This is a genomic window from Bradyrhizobium archetypum, from assembly GCF_013114835.1.
GTDB classification, from domain to species: Bacteria; Pseudomonadota; Alphaproteobacteria; order Rhizobiales; family Xanthobacteraceae; genus Bradyrhizobium; species Bradyrhizobium archetypum.
Genome location: NZ_JAAVLW010000010.1, coordinates 1 through 19,239, shown reverse-complemented (window position 1 = coordinate 19,239; position 19,239 = coordinate 1). Strand labels below are relative to the sequence as shown.

Below are 19,239 nucleotides of genomic sequence, written 5' to 3'. Positions count from 1 at the left end.
ATCCGGAAATGCGTCCTAGCGCTCTCCCGCTCCGTTTGCCGATACTTCGCTTAATCGCTGATTAGGGTCGTCAGCCGCTCCGTGTGTTACGACGGCCAGGTGCCGGAAATAGTTTGCCGTCGCAGAAGATCGGGGCGCAGACGGAAGAAATCCTGAAGGAGCTCGGCTACGGCGCTTGGCAATTGAAGGATCTCTACGAGAGAAGCTGCCGCTCATTCTGTGGCCATCTCTCAACCGAACAAGAACATAAGCTTCTGTAGAAGCGCGCTTTGCCGAAGAGGAGGAATGCCATGGGACTAGAGAATAAGCTTGCGCGTGCGCTTCTTGTCGGCGGCGGCTTTTGTGCCGTTTGCTCTTCGACATCGCAAGCAGAAACAGCGCTGAGCGTCTGTTACATCAATCATCCCGTGCAAGTCGCAAACGTCGCGATCCTGGAGAAATGGGCGGCCAATCAAGGCGTTAAGCTGAATAAAACGGTGACGTCCTACACCGTCTATTTGCCGAAGATCACCCAGATGTTGACCTCCGGGGCCAATGACCAATGCGACATCATCTGGAACAATGACGACTGGGGACAGGATCTCGCCCAGTATCTTGAACCGCTCGATGACGTTCCTAATGCGCGCAAGGTGGAGGTGGGGCAGCTTGAGCCCTTCCATACTGCCGACGGAAACACGACGGCGGTATCGATGACGACCACGGCCGGCATTCTGTTCTATCGCGCCGATCTCATTTCCGAGGCGGAGTTGCCTAGGACATGGGACGATCTCGTCAAAATCAGTCAGACCCTGCAGTCCGAAAAGAAGGTGAAGTGGGGTTATGTCGGCGGCATGAGTTACACCAACACTTTCTTCAGCTTCTGGTGGACGCTCTGGAACAATAGTTGCGACGTCTATGCACCCGCCTATGAGCGAGACAACAAGAAGCTTGCGGCAAACGGTTGGAAGCCAATGATCTACTCTCCTTGTCAGGTGCAGACCGCGGAGTTTTGGTGGGATGCTCTCAATAGCAAGAAGATTAGCCCGCCCGGCATGACGACCTATTCGCGCGATGAGGCAAATGCGATCTTCCAGGCCGGTGACGCCGCCTTTACTGTGGCCGATACTACTTTCCTCGGCACCTTCAATAACGCGGAGAGGTCATCGGTCGCAGGAAAGGTCGGCATTGCGCCATTTCCGGTCGGCCCCATGAGCAATGGCGTCCACACCTGGATAGACGTGTGGGGCTGGTCAATCCCAAGGACTCTTCCGAATGATCGCAAGACGGCGGCCAAAAGGCTGCTTGGCGCTATGCTCGGCGATTCCGACGGTCAGATCGAGCAATGGAATCAGACCGGAGGCCCGCCGCCGAACACCGACGTCTGGCGCACACTCGAAAAGAATGACGCGACCTGGCGCAGGCTCCACACCATCCTCTTCAAGCCTGATCATGTCCATGCTGCCTACTATTTCCGCAACTGGGCAACTGTGCACAAGGTCTATTCGGACACGCTGATCCGCGCGATGAAGGGCAAGCGTGAGGACATTACTGCTACCCTCAAGGCCGGCTCCGATGCGATCCATGCCGGCGCTACGGCCAACGATTGATGACCGCTCGTTTCACGAAATTTGGATTCGATGAGAAAGAGCGCTTCATGCTCTTTCTCATCGCGCCGGCCGCGATCGTTCTCGCGTGTTTCGAAATCATTCCGATCTTGATCGGAATGAATGCAAGCTTCCGCGAATGGTCGCTTGTCAACCCGCAAAGGACCTGGGTCGGACCGAAGCAGTACATCGCCGTCTTCACCGACCCTGTATTCTTGAAGATGGTTCTACCGAATACGTTTGTCCTGACGATCGTCTCGGTCGGCGTATCTCTTGCACTCGGCCTAGCACTGGCATCATTGCTCAATCGTCCGTTCTTTGGCCGGGCGGTTGTGCGGACCATCATCCTACTGCCGTTGACAATCGCCCCTGTAATCACAGCGACTATGATGAGGTGGTCTTTCAACGATCAGTTCGGTGTAATTACTATTTTCCTCTCATACCTGGGCCTTCCTGATGTCGCCTGGCTCTCCGACCGCTGGCCGAGCTTTGCGCTGATCATCATAACAGACATATGGATCTGGACACCGTGGTTCACCATCATCCTGCTGGCCGCCATGCAGGGACTGCCGCCTGAACCCTTCGAGGCCGCGCGGATCGATGCGGCAACGCCGTGGTGCATCTTCAGGCGTGTTACGCTCCCAATGTTGCGTCCAGTGATCATCGTCTGTGTTCTGATCCGCGCAATTGACGCGTTCCGCACCTTCGACCAGGTCTGGATCCTGACTGGCGGCGGGCCTGCAAGATCAACAGAAGTGTTTAGCGTTTATGCCTATGTCCTGGCCTTCGTGGATTTGGACATCGGTCGCGCCGCGGCCGCTGCCGGGATCGGCGCACTCATCATGCTGTTTGTTGGGGTTGGCCTCTATAGGCTCGTCAACCGGAGCATGGAGGTGTCGTGATGATCTCCTTCGCCCTTCATACGCTGCGGCGTTCGATCTTCGCGATCAGCATTGCCGCGATATTTGTTGTGTTCGTAGGGCCCATTGCGATCCTCGGCGTGACGTCGATCCGTCCGGCGTCTGGCGTATTCTACATCTGGCGCGGCACAAATTTCACACTCAACAACTTCGTCGAGGTGCTGCATCAGTCCCAGGTGGTGCAAGCGATGTGGAACAGCTTCGTGCTTTCGACTTTGGCCACCATCCTGTCGCTGAGCATCACGATCGGCAGCGGCTACATGCTGTCGCGCTTCGGCGGCTGGATCCAGCGCAGCTGGTTTGCCACCATCTACATCTTCCGTACCGTTCCTTACATCTCTTGGGTGCTGCCGCTTTATCTGGTCAATACGCGCCTTGGGATCTACGACACGTATGTCGGTCTGTTACTGCCGCACATCGCGGTGCACGTCTGCTTCTTCTCATGGCTGATGAAGGGCTTTTTCGACGGCATCAATCCGTCGATGGAGTATGCGGCCCTGATCGACGGCTGCACGCGATGGGGTGCGTTCTGCCGAGTCGCGCTTCCCGCCGCGATGCCGGGGATAGCTGCGCTTGCGATCCTTTGCTGGCTCTCGACGTGGAATGAGTTTTTGTTCGCGCTGATCCTATCAGGCAAGCGCACGCCCCTGATCACGTCCACTATGGCGCAATTCGTCACCGAGACCGGAACGGAATGGAATTTAATGAGCGCGACAGCCGTGCTTGCGATGATGCCGGCGCTGCTGGTGACCATCTTTGGTCAGAAATACGTCATTCGCGGGCTGCGCATGTAACCGGCGCGACTCAGAGGAAGGGTTATGGCAGAGGTCATTCTACAGGACGTCGTAAAAAAGTACGGCACGTTTAAGGTTGTGCACGAGGTGAACCTCAATATCGCAGCCGGTGAATTCGTCGTGCTAGTTGGTCCATCCGGATGTGGCAAGTCCACGACGCTTCGCATGATTGCCGGTCTCGAGAACATAAGCGCGGGGACTATCCGGATTGGAGACAAAGTCGTCAATGACCTGCCGCCGAAGGATCGTGATATCGCGATGGTATTCCAAAACTATGCGCTCTATCAGCACATGACGGTGTTCGACAATCTGGCATTCGGGTTACGAAACCGGAAAGTCCCTGAAACGGAAATTAGGAGCGAAGTCACCCGCGCGACGCAAATGCTTGGTCTGGAGCCGCTCCTGGCACGCAAGCCGTTTCAACTCTCCGGCGGTCAGCAGCAGCGTGTGGCTCTTGGACGGTGTATCGTACGGCGGCCACAAGTTTTCCTGTTCGACGAACCGCTCTCGAACCTCGATGCCAAGCTGCGTGCGCAGATGCGAATCGAGATTAAGGCGCTGCGCGAGCGCGTGCCTACCACATCGGTCTATGTCACCCACGATCAGGTTGAGGCGATGACGCTTGGCGACCGCGTTGTCGTCATGAAGGACGGCTGGATTCAGCAGATCGGCACTCCGCTGCAGATCTACAATCGACCGGCCAACCGGTTCGTCGCGAGCTTCATCGGGGCGCCTGCAATGAACTTTATCGGGGTCGAGCTTGTCGAAGAACTCGGCGTCATGTCGGCGCACGCGAAGGATTTCAAAGTCGAGTTGTCGCTCGACCAGGCAGCGGTCCTGCGCAAGCATGGCGCCAAGACGGTGACCCTAGGTATCCGGCCCGAGCATGTTCGTCTTGGCACCCCTACAAACAATACGGGCTCATCCTTCACCGGCGTCGTCAACGTCACCGAGCAACTTGGCTCGGAACTGGTGATCGCGCTCAACGTTGGGGGCAGCACGATCATGGCATCGCGTATTTCGCCGGAGACGGAGGTCAGTCCTCATGCCCGCGTGCAGATGTGGGTGGATGGGAAGGAGCTGCAATTATTCGACGATAAAACGGAAATTGCGATTAGATAGTGTTCTGTACGCGTCATGCACTGTGAAAATCGAACAGCGGAAAGGCAAGAACAATGAATGTGATGCAGGCGAACGTCAAGGATAGCGTTCGATTTTCGAAAACCGTCGGAGAGTCCGATATCTATCTTTTTGCGGGTCTGACCGGTGACCTTTCGCAAAATCACGTCGACGACGAATTCATGAGTCATTCGATTTACGGCAAGCGCATTGCCCATGGCGCGCTGATGGTCGGATTCATTTCAACGGCCTCCACCCGAATGATTGAAGAAAGCATGCGAAAGGGCATTGATACGACGCCCGTATCGCTCGGCTACGATGGCGTGCGGTTTCTGAAGCCCGTTTACATCAACGACACGGTGACAGTGACCTATACCATCAGCGAAGTCGACGAGGAGCGCCGCCGTACGCTTGCCAATGTGGATGTCACCAACCAGCGTGGCGAACTCGTCGCCGTGGGCAAGCATCACCTCAAATGGACGCCCAACGTGACGAAGCGGCCTACGTCGTAGGTGATTCGAAGGCGATCGTACGTGCATGTGGAGAGAAGAGGTGGCCGGAAAAGGCAACTGGAGAAGATGGTAAGCACAGCCAAGCCGCGATGGGAACAGGCAATCGAACGGATGCGCTGCCGAGTCGATCAGACGCTCGAGAGCCTGCAATCGGAGTTTCCGCACTGGGCCGAGGCCGCGACGGGAACATGGACCACGACTGTCGACGGCGACTGGACCGGCGGCGCGTGGCCGGGCATGTTGTGGTTGTTTGCGCGACGCACGGGGAGCTCCAGATACCTGGATGCTGCCCGGCTGTGGAGCAGCCGGCTCGAGCCGCGGGCGCATCTGCAAACGGCATTCAAGGGCTTTGGGTTCTACTACGGCGTTGCACTTGGCGACATCCTGTGTGCAGACAAGGATGCCGCGACATTGGCGCTGGATGCTGCCCAATCGCTGAAGGGTCAATATGACCCGAGGCTCGGTCTCATTCCACTTGGTGGTGACGCCGAGGAGTCGGAGGACGTAGGCAACTGCTTCAGTAGCATCGATTCCTTGCAGGCGGTTCCTCTCCTGTTCTGGGCGGCAGAGAAGACGGGGGAAGCATCGTTCGCTGACGTCGCCGCGCGACATACGACGCGGGTGCTGGATATTCACATGCGGCCCGACGGTTCGATCGTGCAGTCGAGCGAGCTCAATCCAGCGAACGGCAAGGTCGTCCGCCATTTTACCCACAAGGGCTTTAGCGAGAGCAGTGTTTGGGCGCGGGCGCAGGCTTGGGGCCTGGTCTATGCCGCGGTCGCGCTTGCCCATCGTCCGCAGGAAAAGCGCTGGATGGAGCAGCTGATCGCGGGCGCCGACTGGTGGCTGTCGCATGTCCCGCCCGGCCTGGTGGCGTTCTGGGATTTCGATGATCCGGCAATCCCCAATACAGAGACCGATACGGCGGCTACTGCGATCGTCTGCTCGGCGCTGCTCAAGCTGGGGCGGCTTGCGCCTTCCGCCGATCTCCGCGCGAAATATCAGGATGCAGGCGAGCTCACCGCGCTCGCTCTGATCAACGGCTACCTTACGCCCGTCGGGGCCGGGGAGACCCGCTCGCAAGGCATGCTGGTTGGCGCCTGCTTCAATAAGCGGCGCGACGCTCGTGTACGGGATTCCGTGACCAATGCTGAGACGATCTTCGGCTCCTATTATCTGCTGGAATCGCTGAACGTTCTGGATGGTTTGATCGAGGCGGAGAAGATCTAAACATATCGCTCGATGTCACCTCTTGCGATACGTGGAGCCATATTATGAGAAGTTCAGACTGGGTTGGTGAAAAATGTGGCGGCGCGGAACTATTTGTAAGCTGAGCCAGTACCGAGAGCGCATAATGTGCGCCCCCGCCGTCTACTCTGCGCCTCGCTCATATCGCGAACTGCTCATAAGGCCTCCGAAAGCTTCAATCTTCTAAACGTGGCGCAGCCATGCAACTCGATAGAATTGATGCTCGTCTTCTTGACCTCGTACAGCGCAACAATCGCCTGACTAGTGAAGAACTCGGCGCGAAGGTCGGCTTGTCTGCATCTGGAGTTCAGCGCCGACTGAAGCGCCTACGATCACAAGGCGTCATAGAAGGAGACGTTTCAATCGTCTCCCCAAAGGCAATCGGACGGAGCGTGAGCCTGTTGGTTCTCATTTCGTTTGAGCGCGATCGGACCGATATCGTCGATCGCTTTAAGCAGACAATCCGCAAAATGCCAGAGGTGATGAGCGGTTTCTATGTTACCGGACAGACTGACTTCGTTCTCCTAGTAACAGCGAATGATATGGAAGAGTACGAGCAGTTTACTCGGTGTTTAGTACAAGAGAACCCAGACATAAAGCGCTTTGAAAGTATGGTCGTTTTGGACAGAGTAAAAGCCGGCTTCACTGTACCAATGACTTCTATCGCATGCTGGTGACCAGTAGAGCGCAGTGGCTTGAGGTCCACCTCAAAAGGCTAGTCGCCAAGCTCAAACCGTGCGGCTGTAATAAAACGCAGCTGAACGTTGCGATCGTGCAGAAAGTGAAGTCGACGGATTGGGAGCGGGTCGGATATGCCTGGAAGAGGCGCGTGCTGGGCAGATCAGCTCGCGAAAAGCCAGTTCATCTCACGCGAGTGTCGGCACCGCCGTCAGCGGTCGGAACTTACCGGGCAGCATGACGCGGCACAGGGCTTCTGTGAAGAAGAAGTCGCCGAACATGGTCGCGCTGCGCACACCCTCATTGTGCGGCTTCGAGTAGCAGGAATTCTTCAACAAGCCGCGATGCGAGGGTTCTCGCGCAAACTCATCGCGGCAGAGCGCTTCCAGCATCGTCAGTCCCTTCTCAGTCCACGCCGAAGCAGCGGCGCCATCGGGATGCAACCGCCCCAGCTCGAGTAAGGCGGATGAAATCACGGCCGCTGCCGCCGTGTCCTTAATGTCGGCATCGGCCTTCATCGCATCGAAGTCCCACGGTGGGATCTGACGTCCACCGAGCCGCTTCATATGATAGTTTGCAAGCTGTTCGGCGAGGTCTAGATATCGGCGCTGCCCGGTCTCTCGCGCGGAGTTGACAAAGCCGTAGATGGCCCAGCCCTGGCCGCGGGTCCAGGCGGATTCGTCGCCTGCTCCCTGGAAGGTATAGCCGCGCTTCCGCGCGCCGCTCACCACGTCGTACTCCACTGCGTGATAGGTGGAATGATCGGTGCGAATGAAAGCCTTTGCGGTCATGTCGGCATGCGCTTCGGCGATCAGGCGATAGCTGCGGTCGCCGCTGTAATTGGTTGCCCAATACAACAGCGAGAGATTGGCCATCGTGTCAATGGCCGAACTGCATTGCCCGCGCGGGTCGTCCAACGGCCCCCAGGAGGCGAGATACGCGCCGCTGCGCGTGGTGATGATCCGAGCGCGGAGCTTGTCGGCCGCGGTCATCGCGATATCCGCATACCAACGCTCGCCCGTGATCGCGTGCGCGGGAATCGCGCTGCTGTCAAAGATAAAGCCGATGTCATGCGTGTTAGGGTCGTCCGCGCGCTGAGCCACGAGCCGCATGCGTTCGCGCGCCCAGATCAGGTATTTCTTCTCGTTGGTATGCAAATAACATGTCAACAACAGGCCAACCCAGAAGCCGCACAACCAGTTGCCGTGGCTCCAGGCTTGGCCGCTATAGCCCGCCGACAGCGAAGCCGGCAGCTTAATCCAGGAGCCGTCCGGTGCTGTAACATGCGGAAATTCGACGCCCAATGTCGGCTCGTCTTCGGCCACTTTGTGGGCCATAACATTCAGGACCTCGGTGAACAGTCGCCGCTGCGCGCCAGTGAGTTCGATCGAATTTTTGGTCGTGTCCGGCATGCTTCTTTCCGAGAGAAAACGGGTGGGTGAGATCTTCGCGACGAGCCCCGATAGGTTTGAGGGCTGCCAGTTTCGCTTGGTTTATTCGGCGATGGGATCAAAGGTTCAGCGTAGCTAGGCTCTGGCGGAATTCGATCGGCGAGCGGGTGGTGTGCTTCTTGAAACAGCGGCTGAAATACGCAGGATCCTCGAAGCCAAGACGGTCGGCGATTTCAGCCACGCCGATTTCGGTGTGCAGCAGCAGCCGCTTGGCCTCGAGCATGATCCGCTCGCGAATGAGCTGAGCCGCGGTTAAACCAAGGGCTTGCCGAGTGGCTTCGTTGAGCGCACGCTCGGTGACTTTCAGAAGCTTGGCATATTCCGCGGTCTCGTTGATGGTGCCGAAATTCTTCTCCAGCGCGCTCTTGAAACGGCGTGACAGGAGCAGGTTTCGGGACGACAAGTCGGTGAGGGCGGGAGGTACGGCTATCCGTGACATCTTCATGAGGAAGATCCGCAAATAGGACCAAATCACATCCTCATGCCCGGTCTTCTCCGCCGTGTATTCTTCGATTATGGCATCCATGATCTGGCGGAGACTCTGGGCCTGTATATCGTCCAGATAAAACGCGCTGTTGAGATTTTCGAGACTGTAGATCGGAATATCGGTGAGCGAATGCCGGTTGTGGACTCTGAAAGCGAAGAATTCCGGGCTGAAGCTGATGGTGTGCCCGATCGCGTCTTCCGAGAGCGTGAAATCATGGATCTGCCCTGGGGCCATGAAGAACACGCTGTTCGGCCGGACTTCATATTTGACGGAGTCGATGATGTGGCAGCCGGTGCCGCGGGTCACCCAGACGATATGATAGAAGTCGTGCCGATGCGGGTAGGGCAGCGTCGATTTCATCTTCTCCAGCGGCGCAAAATGGATGTTGAGCGACTTGATCTCGGAGCCGTAATCGTAGTGCTCTATCTTCACGACCGGCAGTGAACAACACGGTTTCCGGTGCGCTGGCTCGCCTCGTGAAAAGAAGGAGCGGACTGCCGCCGGTCGTCGGCCCCGTCTCGCCGGTGATCCTTCTACGTCATCCATCGGCTCTGAGGACGCCATGGTTGGTAATCGTTGAGTTCTGAAAACGATTTCAGTCATTTTTATAGCATCAGTCGCGTTAATTTGCCAGCCCCCTTTTCTTGAGGATTCGCCGTTTGGCGAATTTCTGCTGCAGTGGAAGGCCCTGTCTGAAACGCAGATACTTGTAAGCCGAAAGTCCGCTGAGGACTGCCTCGCCCGTCTGTTTGCGGACCATCGTATCCAGGATCAGGATCCGCTGAGAGATAGCCGAAAGCGTCCACTTCCGCTTCGGTGAAAGTGCGGGTCACCGCATGCGTTCGGCCAATCTCGAACTTGCTGAAGCTCGGTAGCCGCCAGGTTTCCGGCTTGGTTGCGATGATCACGAGGCGGCCTTATTGGTAATGGCTATCCCGCCGTCAGACAATGCGTCGATTTCGTCCGCTGCATAGCCAAGCTCGGCCAAGATTTCCCTGGTATGTTCGCCATGCCTCGGTGGCAATCGACGTAGCGGTGGCGGTTCGCCGTCGTAGCGGACCGGATGCGCCAAGAGCCGCACCTCGCCCGCTTGAGGGTGCTCGATCGTCATGATCATGTTGTTATGTGCGACCTGCGGATCGGTTTCGACCTCCTCATAGTCATTTACCGGCGCGTACCAGATGTTGTGCGCATCGAAGATCTCCATCCACTCCGCCGTCTTACGGCTCTGCACGCGCTCATAGACGATGTGATGGATCTCGTCGCGCCGACGCATCGGATCCTTAGGGTCGTTGAAAGCTGCTAGCTTCGGATAGTCGAGCGCCGCTGCCATCTGCGATGTAGGGGTTAGCGAGATCGCGATCCAGCCGTCCGCGGTGCGATAGATCCCGTACGGAGCGGGGTGGAAGCGGCTGCCCAGCGGCGGGTCAGTGCGCGCCCAGAGCCGGCCCTTGTTGAGGTAGTAGGTAAACGGCTCAATCTGCAGATCGAGGGCTGCATTGAGAAGGTTGCTCTCCACCAGCGCGCCGCGTCCGGTGCGCTGACGCGAAAGCAGCGCCGAAACGACGCCGAACGCTGCAAGCGCGGCGGCGTGCTGATCGACGATTGCGGAGCCAACCGGGGTCGGCGGCGCGTCGGCCCCGCCCGAGAGCATGGTTATGCCGCTCATCGCCTGCAGCAACATGTCCTGGCCAGGCCGTTTCAAGTAGGGGCCGGAGGATCCATAACCCGAGCAGGAGCAGTATACGAGGCGGGGGTTGACGGCCTTCATGTCTTCATAGCCGAAGCCAAGCCGCTCCAGGACGCCCGGGCGGTAGTTTTCAACCAGCACGTCGGCTTCGCGCACCATGTGCAACACGATCTCTTTCGCCTTCTCATTGCGAAGATCCAGCGAGAGGCTCCGCTGATTGCGGTTGCCGAGCAGAAAGAAAATGCTCACGCCTTCCTTGAAGGCATCCAATCCGGACCAGCCGCGCTCAAATGCGCCTCCAGGAGGCTCGATCTTGATTACGTCCGCCCCGGCGTCAGCCAGCATCTGCACGGCCGCAGGCCCCTGCAGAAAGTGTGTGAAACTCAAAACCTTAATGCCCTCGAGCATGGAAACCTCATGGTTGGACCCAGCAGTTGTTCTCAAACGTCAGCGCTCACGCTTTGCTTTCATTCGCGCGAGTAGTTCGCGCGAGATGATCGTGCGCTGCATTTCGGATGTGCCTTCCACGATTTTCAGCACCTTGGCATCGAAATTTGCCATCAGCGGCGAATTGGCGACCGCAATCGACACGCGATCGCTCCTCGATCACCATAATGAAGGACAGCCATTCGCCGCCACCACCGCCATGCCCGCAGGGTAGGGCAGGCCGGCAAGGCCAAGCCTGCGAGCCTTATTTCGTACAAAAATGCTTCTTCTTTCCACAACTGCTGGGACCAGGGCGCGATCTGGCTTTCCGCGAAACGCCGAACGGAATTGCGGATCATCGCGTGCTGATCGTTCAGCGAATGGGGCACGCTCATGGGATCACTTGGGTTTCTCGGAATTCGAATCGTCGGTGAGCGCTTTTTTGGGCTTGCGGCGCGCGGCAAAGGCGCGCAAACCCGTGCGGGCGGCAGTGGTGCCGAAGTTGACCGCGTAGTTCGCGGCCTCCAGATCCAGTCCCGCATTCAGCGGGATCTCGGCGGCGCGGTTGACGCTGCGCTTGGCCATTTCCATGGCGAACGAATCGTGCGACGCCAACTGTTCGGCAAAGGCCAGCGCCGCCGACTTCAGCTCTGGCGCGGAAGCGAAAACATGAATGAACCCAAACTCCCGGCATTCCGCGGTCGTATATTGGCGCCCGGTCAACACCATTTCCTTGGCGCGCGCCAATCCCATCTTTCTGACCGCGAGCTGCGTTCCGCCCCAACCAGGGATGGTATTGAGTGTAATCTCCGGAAAGCCAAACCGCGCCGTATCGGACGCGACGATGAAGTCGCACGCCAGTGCGAGCTCGAAGCCGCCGCCCAATGCATAGCCATTCACCATGGCGATAGTCGGCTTTGCGAATTCATATAGCCTGAACAGGACGCGCTGACCACTTTGCATGTCGCGATAGGCCTCGACACCATTCATCTCGATGAGGCCATCGATGTCGTTGCCAGCCACAAAGGCCTTTTGACCCGCCCCCGTAATCATGACGACACGGGTCGCGCTATCCCGCGCAGCATCGTCAAGCATGTGGTCCAGCTCGTGCATTACCGCCGGCGTGAACGCGTTCATCTTGTCGGCGCGATTGATGGTGAGCACGCGAACGGTGCGGAGCTGCTCCGTCAGCACCAGGCTGTCGCGGTCAGCTGTTTGCATCAAAGGACCTTCAGGTAGTTGTTGCCCGAGGCCGCGGTAGTGCCGCTCTCTGGTTCATGACCTCGTAGTAAATAGCCCGGGGCATCGAAGGTGACGCCATATCGGTAGGGCACTGCGCTTCCGGAGCCTTTGCTACCATATATCCCGTCACGGTGGAGAGAAGGCCGACCGAGACCATTCCCTGCGCGATCCGCTTCTTGAAGCGCGTATTCTTGGCGTACTCCTCAGCGAGGTGTACGCCGCGGAAGTCGCCAACAATGTCTGTGAATGCACATACGTCATATTCGGTCACGGTCTTCGCGACCTCGGCGCTATCGCCGATCACATAACACTTCATGATAGGTGGCTTGGCCATGATGTTAGATCTGATCTTTAGAGCTGCCGCTTCCTGATCGCCCCGACATCTGCGAACCCTGGAAGTAAGCTTCGCCGCCGTGGACGTGTGGGCTTACTCTTCCAAATGTTAGAAGCGACCCTGTTTCGGCGTTAGGACAGTTTGTGCGAATGCTTGGATTTCTCGGCAATCGCGTGCAGAGGGGGCTCGAAGGGGTGCGCACTGGTCACCGCAGAAGCGATTGTGCGTCGCGGCGATGATCGGCGCGCTATCCAGATGCCGATGTCACGCAAAAAAGTACAAGAAATTCGGAAATGCGTCCTAACGCGTTGCGCTCTGTTCGCCAATACTTTCGCTCAATTGAAGTCTATCGTTGTATATCAAAAAGCGCGAAGGGGGGGGCGGCGGCGTGAAACATTTGGCGTGAAGCTTTGGGTCCATCCTGACGTCAAGGCGCCAGCGGACCGTCTGCCCGTGATTACACATGGCGCGGTGCAGGGCATTACCGACCTCGCGATGTCTATGGCGGCGAAGTGCTCTCGCTAATTAGGACGGAGAACGCGTGGTCAGTTCCGGCGCCGATGGTCTACCCTAATCTTGCCGTTCCGGTCGGCGGTGCACTGCTCATTTTGCATGTGCTGGTGCAGATGGTTGTGTCGCGCCTGTCGCCCGGTAAGTAGAGACACCCGTCGGTGCGTCGGGAATATCGAGCCGCATCTAACAGTTGGGGAGGCGCGATCGTGTGGGGTCTTCATGTTGGCAACGTCCTTCTTGGGCTCGGTGCGCCGGTTGCGATCTCTATTGCAATTGCGAGCGCGCGTGCCGTTGGGTCGACTGGCGCGCCGCTGCTGGTCATTCCACTGCGGCTCTTTGCCAACCTGTATAATGTCGGCCCGCTGGCGGTTCCGTTTCTCATGGACGACGATCGCTACGAACTTCGCGGCCGCACCGATATCGATCGCGGCAGGCGGATTGTGCGCGGTGGTGGCGGATTGCGGCTCTTTGCGATCCGACTTTTGATTGTCGGACTTGGGCTGACGCTGGTGCCCGGATCCGCCGCCGCAAGCGACGCGCTGAAGGTGACGAATGCCCGGGTTTCCGCATCCGATCAGATCGGTATCGATCTGCCGCTTTTGCTGACAATCAAGAACGATGCAGCCGAAGCTGACGCTATTTTGCGCGTCCGCTGTCCATTCGCGAATTTTTCGGAAAAGCACACCGTTGATCGCGGCGAAGGGGCGCCCGCCATGCGTGCGGTTAAGTCGATTCCGATTCCGGAGAACGGGACGCTCGAGCTCAGGCAGGATGGATACCACGTCATGCTACTAGAGACTCGCCACAAACTTGTCGACGGCGAGACGTTCACATGCGCCGTCGTTTTTCAGAAAGCCGGAATAAAAGAAGCGGAGGTGCAGGTTTCACGAACGCCCTGATCTCAGTGGACCGTTGAGCCCGCTGGATAAGGCTTCTCAGCCGAATGCCCGGACGCGTGCCGGACGTTCGATCAACCCTAATATATCAACGGAGGGCACTACTCATGGAGCGACTGTCAGATCACGCAAGAATATCGACGCGAGCGCGGCTGGTTGCGGTTGCAATCGCCGCGGGAGGCATGCTGGCTGCAGCGTCGCAGGTCTGTGCCGCGGATGAGGTCACTCAGGAACGGCTGCTCAATGTCGGCGAGGAGCCGGGCAATTGGCTTCATCATCACCAGAATTATTCGGCTCACCGGTTCTCTACTCTAAAGGAGATCAACCGCGATAACGTGAAGAACCTGAAGGTCGCCTGGACCATGCACCTCGGCGGGGTCGAAGGCGGTGGGATCTGGAGCCATGGCGGGCTGGAAGGCACTCCTATTGCCGAGAACGGATTCCTGTACGTGACTGATGGCTGGGGCTCGGTCTACAAGATCGATGCTCATGGTGGCCGTGGCGTGCTGGTCTGGAAGATGGATCCCAAGACGGACCGTGACTGGGCTGGTGCTGTGGCGTGCTGCGGCGTCGACAATCGCGGCGTCGCGCTGTGGGGTGATCTCGTCATTTCGCATACGCTCGATGGCCGGCTGATCGCGACCAACAAGGAAACCGGCCAGGTTGCGTGGCAACGGACTGTGGCCGATCCGGACAAGAGCGAGGTCATCACCGGCGCGCCACTGATCGTCAAGAACATGGCGATTACGGGTGTTGCCGGCGCGGAGTACGGCATCCGAGGCTGGATCGCTGCCACCGATCTCACGACCCAGAAGGAGGTCTGGCGCACCTATACAATCCCGGGCAAGGGCGAGGCTGGCAGCGAGACCTGGAAAGACAGCAACAACGCGGCCGCCTCCGGCGGCGGTTCGACTTGGGTTACCGGCAGCTACGATCCCGCCACGGACACCATTATCTGGGGCGTCGGTAATCCCGGGCCTGACTGGGACAGCGCCTATCGGCCAGGCGACAACCTCTACACCGACAGCTCGCTCGCCCTTGATGCCACGACCGGCAAGATCAAGTGGCACTACCAGCACACGCCGAACGATCCCTATGACTACGACAGCGTGGCAGAGAACGTGCTGGTCGACATACCGGGACCGAGTGGCCCGCGCAAGCTCGCGCTCGAAGCGAACCGCAATGGCTTCGCCTACGCGATCGATCGCACCACCGGCAAGTTCGTGTGGGGGGTGCCGTTCGTTAAAAAGGTCACTTGGACCAAGGGGCTCGACCCGGAGACCGGCAAGCCGATCGAGTACGATCCGAACAAGCCCGTGCAGACCTACATCGCATCGGTGACGCCGAGCCGCACCAACATGGAAAGCGACATCTGCCCCGGCAACATGGGCGGCAAGAACTGGCCGCCGACGGCCTATAATCCTGACCTGAAGCTTTGGTACGTCCCAGTGATCGAGAGCTGCAATCGCGTCAAGGTCGAGGTGATGACGCCGGAAAAACTGAAGCCGCGTGAGTTCTGGACCGGTGGCGGCACGAGCCAACCGTTCAAGATCACCGGCAGCGTGACCGCGATCGATGTGACAACCGGCAAGATCGCCCAAAAAATGGAAACGCCGTTCCCCAATCTGGGTGGCATGTTGGCCACTCCCGACCTCGTCTTCACCGGTCAGCCGTCCGGCGAAGTGATGGCCCTTGATGCCAAGTCGCTGCAGAAGCTTTGGGAGTTTAATACCGGCGGCGGCGTTAACGCGCCGCCGATGACCTTTACGGTCGATGGCAAACAGTACATCGCCATTCTGGTCGGCCTGGGCGGCGCCTGGGACAAATGGTTCATCGATTCGACGCGCGAGCTGAAGAAGATTCAGCCGGGATCGATGCTCTACGTGTTCGCGCTCTGACCTGCTCGCAAACGAGGGTCCGTTAATCCGGACCCTCCAACCTTTTCGAAAAGAGACGCGATGATGGCTTTCAACGCATCCCCGGCGGCGACGAGTATCCTGCTCGTGAGCGTCGTCGCGCTGAATCTTTCGATGTCAGGCCTCGCCTATGGTCAGGCGGCGCAAGCAGCAGTGTCGGACCCGACCAATGCCGGCAAGGCCGTATTCAGCAGGGCCAATTGCATGGGCTGCCACAAATGGCACGGCGATGGCGGCGGCGGGTACGGCGGTGATGCGCTGTCGCTGCGCAAGACCGAGCTGACCAAGGAGCAGATCATCGAGACCGTGGCTTGCGGCCGGCCCGGGACGGGCATGCCGTTCTTCGTGCGAGGCGCCTATGACACAATCAGCTGCTACGACATGACCCGGCAGGATGTCGGTGAACGCATGCCGCCCGAGGGCGGCACGTTTCTGCGACCGAACGATATCGCAGCGGTTGCTGACTATGTGATCGCCCACGTCAAGGGCGCGGGCGAGCCGACCTACGCTCAATGTACGACCTTCTTTGGCAACACGTCGCGCGTATGTGACATCTACAAGGCGGGTGCGGAATCATCCAGCAAGACGGGGACTGAGGGCTCGAAATGAAATCGGCACGTCGCGCCGTGATGTCGGTTGGGGTCTTTCTTGCCGTTGGGATGCAAGCCGCTGTCGCGCAGGTCGAGCCCGAATATGATGTTCGCGATATCACCGTTGGCAGGCCCGTCCATATAGTATCGGACGCAGGCTACGCGAATCTTTGCTGCGCCAGGGATCCAAAGGCCAAGCTGCCAGCTTGGTCCGCATGGGATGAGTGCCCGGCCGAGCGCGATGGGTTGCGAGCAATTCACTTCGAGTTCGATCCTGAGACAAGCCGAGAAGGCACGCTAATTGCGGGTCATCCGGTGCTTTTGACCGTCTTCATTGACGGCAAGGGCATCGTATCGGGCCTCGATATCGAAACCGATCCGAATGCAAGACTGTATGCTCGGAAGAAGGCCTTTCTACTAGCTGCGCAGGTCAGGTCTCGTTACGGCGGCGAAGGGTGGACATGTACCGAAGGGAAGACGCAAGCCGACGAGCAACCGGTCGGCGGTGTTTTCATCCGCGACACATGCAGAAAGTCACTGCCGGACCGGTTGCTCACCGTCGAGCGCAACTTGTTCAGACGAGCCGGCCGAGACCTGAGGGACTTCGTTGATCGGACGTATGTTCGGATTACCCGGGAGATGCAATAGGGCTTCTCTGCCGAGCCGGTACCTTGTGGTTTCCACTTCTTCAACTTGCGTCATCGGGCTTGGAGAGTTGCCGAGGATGCAAGAGGGCGTGTGCTCGATGCGCAGGCCAAGCTCAGCCTCTCCAGGGAACAAGAGATGAAGTGGAACGCCCCGAAGATCGTAGAACTGCCGGTCGGCATGGAAATCAACATGTACGCCTGTGCCAGCGGGGTCGGTATCCCGGACGGTATGCTTCGTTTGAGGTATTTCGCTTGTTGCCCGATCGGCCCGGTGCAGGTTAGCGGCGGGCGGGTGCCGTAACTGCGGGAGTTAGCGCAGCTTTGCGATGCTGCCACTCGTTTTCACCGGAATGCAATCAGTTCAATCGCCTCGAATTCGTCCCGTAAGAAGGTTTTTGGCAAATGGCAAACTTAAACATCAACGGCAGAGATCTCTCCGTGCACACGATACGCCGCTGCTCTGGGTCATCCGCGAGCAATTGCAGATGACCGGTACGAAGTTCGGCTGCGGCGCAGGTCTCTGCGGCGCCTGCACGGTTCACCTCAACGGCGAAGCCATTCGCTCCTGCCAGACCGTGGTCAGCGACGCTGTCGGCAAGACGATCACCACCATCGAAGGGCTTTCCGCCAAGGGCGATCATCCCTTGCAGAAGGCGTGGATCGCCGAGCAGGTGCCGCAATGCGGCTACTGCCAGTCCGGCCAGATCATGCAGGCAGCCGCGCTGCTTTCCGAAAATTCCAATCCAACCAGGGATGAAGTGATCGCGCATATGGACGGCAATCTGTGCCGTTGCATGACCTATTCGCGCATTCAGAAGGCGATCATGCGCGCCGCATCCGAAATGCATACCGCCTCCAACACCTCGACCGAGCGGAGGGCCACATGAATACGCACGTGAACATCACCGACCATGCGCCGACCGATCTCAGCCGCCGCTCATTCCTGGTCGGCTCGGCGGCCACCGGCCTCGTGCTCGGCTACGCCGCGGTGCCCGGCGTCCGGCAGGCGCTCGCCGCGCCCTCCAATTTCGAGCCCTCGGTCTGGTATTCGATCGCGCCCGACGGCATTGTCACGGTCACCTGCGGCAAAGCCGACATGGGCCAGCATATCGCCTCGACCATGGCGCAGATCGTTGCCGAAGAGCTCGGCTCGAACTGGAAGGATATGCGGGTGCAGCTTGCCTCCAACGATCCGAAGTTCAACGACCCCGTGCTGGGGGCGCAGATCACCGGCGGCAGCTGGAGCACGATGATGAACTTCGACGCCATGAGCCGCGCCGGCGCCGCCGGGCGGATCGCATTGACGGAAGCGGCAAGCGGCATCATGGGCGTGCCGGCCGGCGAACTGGTGGTGCGCGGCTCGACCGTGTCGCATCCGAAGTCGAAGAAGTCGATGAGCTTTGCCGACGTTGTCAAGAGCGGCAAGATCACCAAGACCTTCACGCCGGACGAGCTCAAGGCGATCAAGCTGAAGACACCGGACCAGTACACCATGATCGGCGTCTCGGTACCGCAGCTCGACATTCCTCCGAAGGTCAACGGCACGGCCAAATACGGCATCGATGTCATGCTGCCGGGCATGGCCTATGGCAAGGTCGTCACCCCGCCGGTGCGCTATGGCGCCATGGTGAAGTCGGTCGACGACAGCGCTGCCAAGAAGGTGCCGGGCTTCATCAAGGCGGTGACGCTCGACGACCAGACCGGCAGCACCACCGGCTGGGTGGTGGCGGTTGCCAATACCTATGCCAACGCCCGCAAGGCGGCCGATGCGCTGAAGATCACCTACGATAATGGCCCGAACGCCAAGCTGTCGAGCCAGTCGTTGCTCGACGAGGCCAAGCGGCTGCAGGCGCTCGACGATGCCGGGCAGTTCTTCGTCAAGGACGGCGATACGGCGGCGGCTTTCGGGACCGCGGCCAAGGTGCTGGAGGCCGAATACACCACCAGCATCAACATCCATGCACCGCTGGAACCGATGAACGCGACCGCTGAGTTCAAGGGCGAGATCCTGCACATCTATTCCGGCAACCAGTTTGCGACGCGCACCGGGGCAATCGCGGCGGGAGCGGCCGGGATCGATCCCAAGTTCGTCGTGATGCACCAGATGTGGCTGGGCGGCGGCTTCGGCCGGCGGTTGGACGCCGACATGATGGTGCCTGCGGTGCAGGCGGCGAAGGCCGTCGGCAAGCCGGT

At 58.9% G+C, this 19,239-nt stretch carries 19 protein-coding genes and 1 pseudogene; 14 read left to right on the top strand and 6 right to left on the bottom strand.

The window, feature by feature from the left end; all coding sequences use genetic code 11:
* Positions 1-290: 290 nt before the first annotated feature.
* From HCN50_RS28110 to HCN50_RS28080, 7 genes are all read left to right on the top strand, one after another.
* Positions 291-1,586 (top strand): ABC transporter substrate-binding protein, encoded by a 1,296-nt coding sequence (locus HCN50_RS28110; protein WP_171713151.1) that lies wholly within the window; start codon positions 291-293, stop codon positions 1,584-1,586.
* Positions 1,586-2,485 (top strand): carbohydrate ABC transporter permease, encoded by a 900-nt coding sequence (locus HCN50_RS28105; protein WP_171713150.1) that lies wholly within the window; start codon positions 1,586-1,588, stop codon positions 2,483-2,485. The genes HCN50_RS28110 and HCN50_RS28105 overlap by 1 nt, the downstream gene beginning before the upstream one ends.
* Positions 2,485-3,297, top strand: coding sequence for a carbohydrate ABC transporter permease (locus tag HCN50_RS28100; protein WP_171713149.1), 813 nt, complete (start codon positions 2,485-2,487; stop codon positions 3,295-3,297). The genes HCN50_RS28105 and HCN50_RS28100 overlap by 1 nt, the downstream gene beginning before the upstream one ends.
* Before the next feature lie 24 nt (positions 3,298-3,321).
* Entirely contained in the window at positions 3,322-4,419 is a 1,098-nt protein-coding gene (locus HCN50_RS28095; RefSeq protein WP_171713148.1) for an ABC transporter ATP-binding protein, read from the top strand.
* 53 nt (positions 4,420-4,472) lie between these two features.
* Positions 4,473-4,928, top strand: a complete 456-nt coding sequence (locus HCN50_RS28090) for a MaoC/PaaZ C-terminal domain-containing protein (RefSeq protein WP_171713147.1) — start codon at positions 4,473-4,475, stop codon at positions 4,926-4,928.
* 66 nt (positions 4,929-4,994) lie between these two features.
* Positions 4,995-6,158, top strand: a complete 1,164-nt coding sequence (locus HCN50_RS28085; RefSeq protein WP_171713146.1) for a glycoside hydrolase family 88 protein — start codon at positions 4,995-4,997, stop codon at positions 6,156-6,158.
* Positions 6,159-6,376: 218 nt separating this feature from the next.
* On the top strand, positions 6,377-6,853 hold the full coding sequence (locus tag HCN50_RS28080; protein ID WP_171713145.1) for an Lrp/AsnC family transcriptional regulator: 477 nt from the start codon (positions 6,377-6,379) through the stop codon (positions 6,851-6,853).
* A gap of 189 nt (positions 6,854-7,042) precedes the next feature.
* On the opposite strand, the gene HCN50_RS28075 is transcribed toward HCN50_RS28080, so the two are convergent.
* From HCN50_RS28075 to HCN50_RS28050, 6 genes are all read right to left on the bottom strand, one after another.
* Positions 7,043-8,266, bottom strand: a complete 1,224-nt coding sequence (locus HCN50_RS28075) for a glycoside hydrolase family protein (protein WP_171713144.1) — start codon at positions 8,264-8,266, stop codon at positions 7,043-7,045.
* 97 nt (positions 8,267-8,363) lie between these two features.
* Positions 8,364-9,395 carry a helix-turn-helix domain-containing protein gene (locus HCN50_RS28070; RefSeq protein WP_210265134.1) on the bottom strand — a complete coding sequence of 344 codons (1,032 nt, stop codon included), beginning with the start codon at positions 9,393-9,395 and terminating at the stop codon, positions 8,364-8,366.
* 301 nt (positions 9,396-9,696) lie between these two features.
* Positions 9,697-10,890 (bottom strand): CaiB/BaiF CoA transferase family protein, encoded by a 1,194-nt coding sequence (locus tag HCN50_RS28065; RefSeq protein WP_171713143.1) that lies wholly within the window; start codon positions 10,888-10,890, stop codon positions 9,697-9,699.
* Positions 10,891-10,929: 39 nt separating this feature from the next.
* Positions 10,930-11,073, bottom strand: a complete 144-nt coding sequence (locus HCN50_RS28060) for a hypothetical protein (RefSeq protein WP_171713142.1) — start codon at positions 11,071-11,073, stop codon at positions 10,930-10,932.
* Positions 11,074-11,307: 234 nt separating this feature from the next.
* On the bottom strand, positions 11,308-12,102 hold the full coding sequence (locus tag HCN50_RS28055) for an enoyl-CoA hydratase/isomerase family protein (protein WP_171713141.1): 795 nt from the start codon (positions 12,100-12,102) through the stop codon (positions 11,308-11,310).
* 37 nt (positions 12,103-12,139) lie between these two features.
* Positions 12,140-12,484: a MaoC/PaaZ C-terminal domain-containing protein gene (locus tag HCN50_RS28050; protein WP_210265133.1), complete on the bottom strand. Its 345-nt coding sequence runs from the start codon at positions 12,482-12,484 to the stop codon at positions 12,140-12,142.
* Positions 12,485-13,203: 719 nt separating this feature from the next.
* Between HCN50_RS28050 and HCN50_RS28045 the strand changes: the two genes are divergently transcribed.
* The 7 genes and pseudogenes from HCN50_RS28045 to HCN50_RS28015 all read left to right on the top strand — a co-directional run.
* Positions 13,204-13,896 carry a copper chaperone PCu(A)C gene (locus HCN50_RS28045; RefSeq protein ID WP_311968233.1) on the top strand — a complete coding sequence of 231 codons (693 nt, stop codon included), beginning with the start codon at positions 13,204-13,206 and terminating at the stop codon, positions 13,894-13,896.
* A gap of 104 nt (positions 13,897-14,000) precedes the next feature.
* The gene (locus HCN50_RS28040; RefSeq protein WP_171713140.1) at positions 14,001-15,791 is read left to right on the top strand and encodes a PQQ-dependent dehydrogenase, methanol/ethanol family; all 1,791 of its coding nucleotides are present in this window, start codon (positions 14,001-14,003) and stop codon (positions 15,789-15,791) included.
* A gap of 132 nt (positions 15,792-15,923) precedes the next feature.
* Positions 15,924-16,418, top strand: a complete 495-nt coding sequence (locus tag HCN50_RS28035; protein ID WP_171713280.1) for a c-type cytochrome — start codon at positions 15,924-15,926, stop codon at positions 16,416-16,418.
* The gene (locus HCN50_RS28030) at positions 16,415-17,047 is read left to right on the top strand and encodes a hypothetical protein (RefSeq protein ID WP_171713139.1); all 633 of its coding nucleotides are present in this window, start codon (positions 16,415-16,417) and stop codon (positions 17,045-17,047) included. The genes HCN50_RS28035 and HCN50_RS28030 overlap by 4 nt, the downstream gene beginning before the upstream one ends.
* A gap of 135 nt (positions 17,048-17,182) precedes the next feature.
* A pseudogene (pqqA, locus tag HCN50_RS33840) lies at positions 17,183-17,251 on the top strand (pyrroloquinoline quinone precursor peptide PqqA); the annotation flags it as partial.
* Positions 17,252-17,531: 280 nt separating this feature from the next.
* The gene (locus tag HCN50_RS28020) at positions 17,532-17,933 is read left to right on the top strand and encodes a (2Fe-2S)-binding protein (RefSeq protein ID WP_311968232.1); all 402 of its coding nucleotides are present in this window, start codon (positions 17,532-17,534) and stop codon (positions 17,931-17,933) included.
* Positions 17,930-19,239: molybdopterin cofactor-binding domain-containing protein (locus HCN50_RS28015; protein WP_171713138.1), on the top strand; the 1,310-nt coding region annotated here is incomplete at its 3' end. The genes HCN50_RS28020 and HCN50_RS28015, both read left to right, overlap by 4 nt.

Bases quoted from the DNA above. Each gene is read 5' to 3' on its own strand.
- HCN50_RS28020 (WP_311968232.1), top strand. From the start codon at position 17,532: ATGACCGGTACGAAGTTCGGCTGCGGCGCAGGTCTCTGCGGCGCCTGC.
- HCN50_RS28030 (WP_171713139.1), top strand. From the start codon at position 16,415: ATGAAATCGGCACGTCGCGCCGTGATGTCGGTTGGGGTCTTTCTTGCC.
- HCN50_RS28065 (WP_171713143.1), bottom strand. From the start codon at position 10,890: ATGCTCGAGGGCATTAAGGTTTTGAGTTTCACACACTTTCTGCAGGGG.
- HCN50_RS28050 (WP_210265133.1), bottom strand. From the start codon at position 12,484: ATGGCCAAGCCACCTATCATGAAGTGTTATGTGATCGGCGATAGCGCC.
- HCN50_RS28040 (WP_171713140.1), top strand. From the start codon at position 14,001: ATGGAGCGACTGTCAGATCACGCAAGAATATCGACGCGAGCGCGGCTG.
- HCN50_RS28100 (WP_171713149.1), top strand. From the start codon at position 2,485: ATGATCTCCTTCGCCCTTCATACGCTGCGGCGTTCGATCTTCGCGATC.
- HCN50_RS28080 (WP_171713145.1), top strand. From the start codon at position 6,377: ATGCAACTCGATAGAATTGATGCTCGTCTTCTTGACCTCGTACAGCGC.
- HCN50_RS28095 (WP_171713148.1), top strand. From the start codon at position 3,322: ATGGCAGAGGTCATTCTACAGGACGTCGTAAAAAAGTACGGCACGTTT.
- HCN50_RS28070 (WP_210265134.1), bottom strand. From the start codon at position 9,395: ATGACTGAAATCGTTTTCAGAACTCAACGATTACCAACCATGGCGTCC.
- HCN50_RS28075 (WP_171713144.1), bottom strand. From the start codon at position 8,266: ATGCCGGACACGACCAAAAATTCGATCGAACTCACTGGCGCGCAGCGG.
- HCN50_RS28090 (WP_171713147.1), top strand. From the start codon at position 4,473: ATGAATGTGATGCAGGCGAACGTCAAGGATAGCGTTCGATTTTCGAAA.
- HCN50_RS28085 (WP_171713146.1), top strand. From the start codon at position 4,995: ATGGTAAGCACAGCCAAGCCGCGATGGGAACAGGCAATCGAACGGATG.
- HCN50_RS28105 (WP_171713150.1), top strand. From the start codon at position 1,586: ATGACCGCTCGTTTCACGAAATTTGGATTCGATGAGAAAGAGCGCTTC.
- HCN50_RS28110 (WP_171713151.1), top strand. From the start codon at position 291: ATGGGACTAGAGAATAAGCTTGCGCGTGCGCTTCTTGTCGGCGGCGGC.
- HCN50_RS28035 (WP_171713280.1), top strand. From the start codon at position 15,924: ATGTCAGGCCTCGCCTATGGTCAGGCGGCGCAAGCAGCAGTGTCGGAC.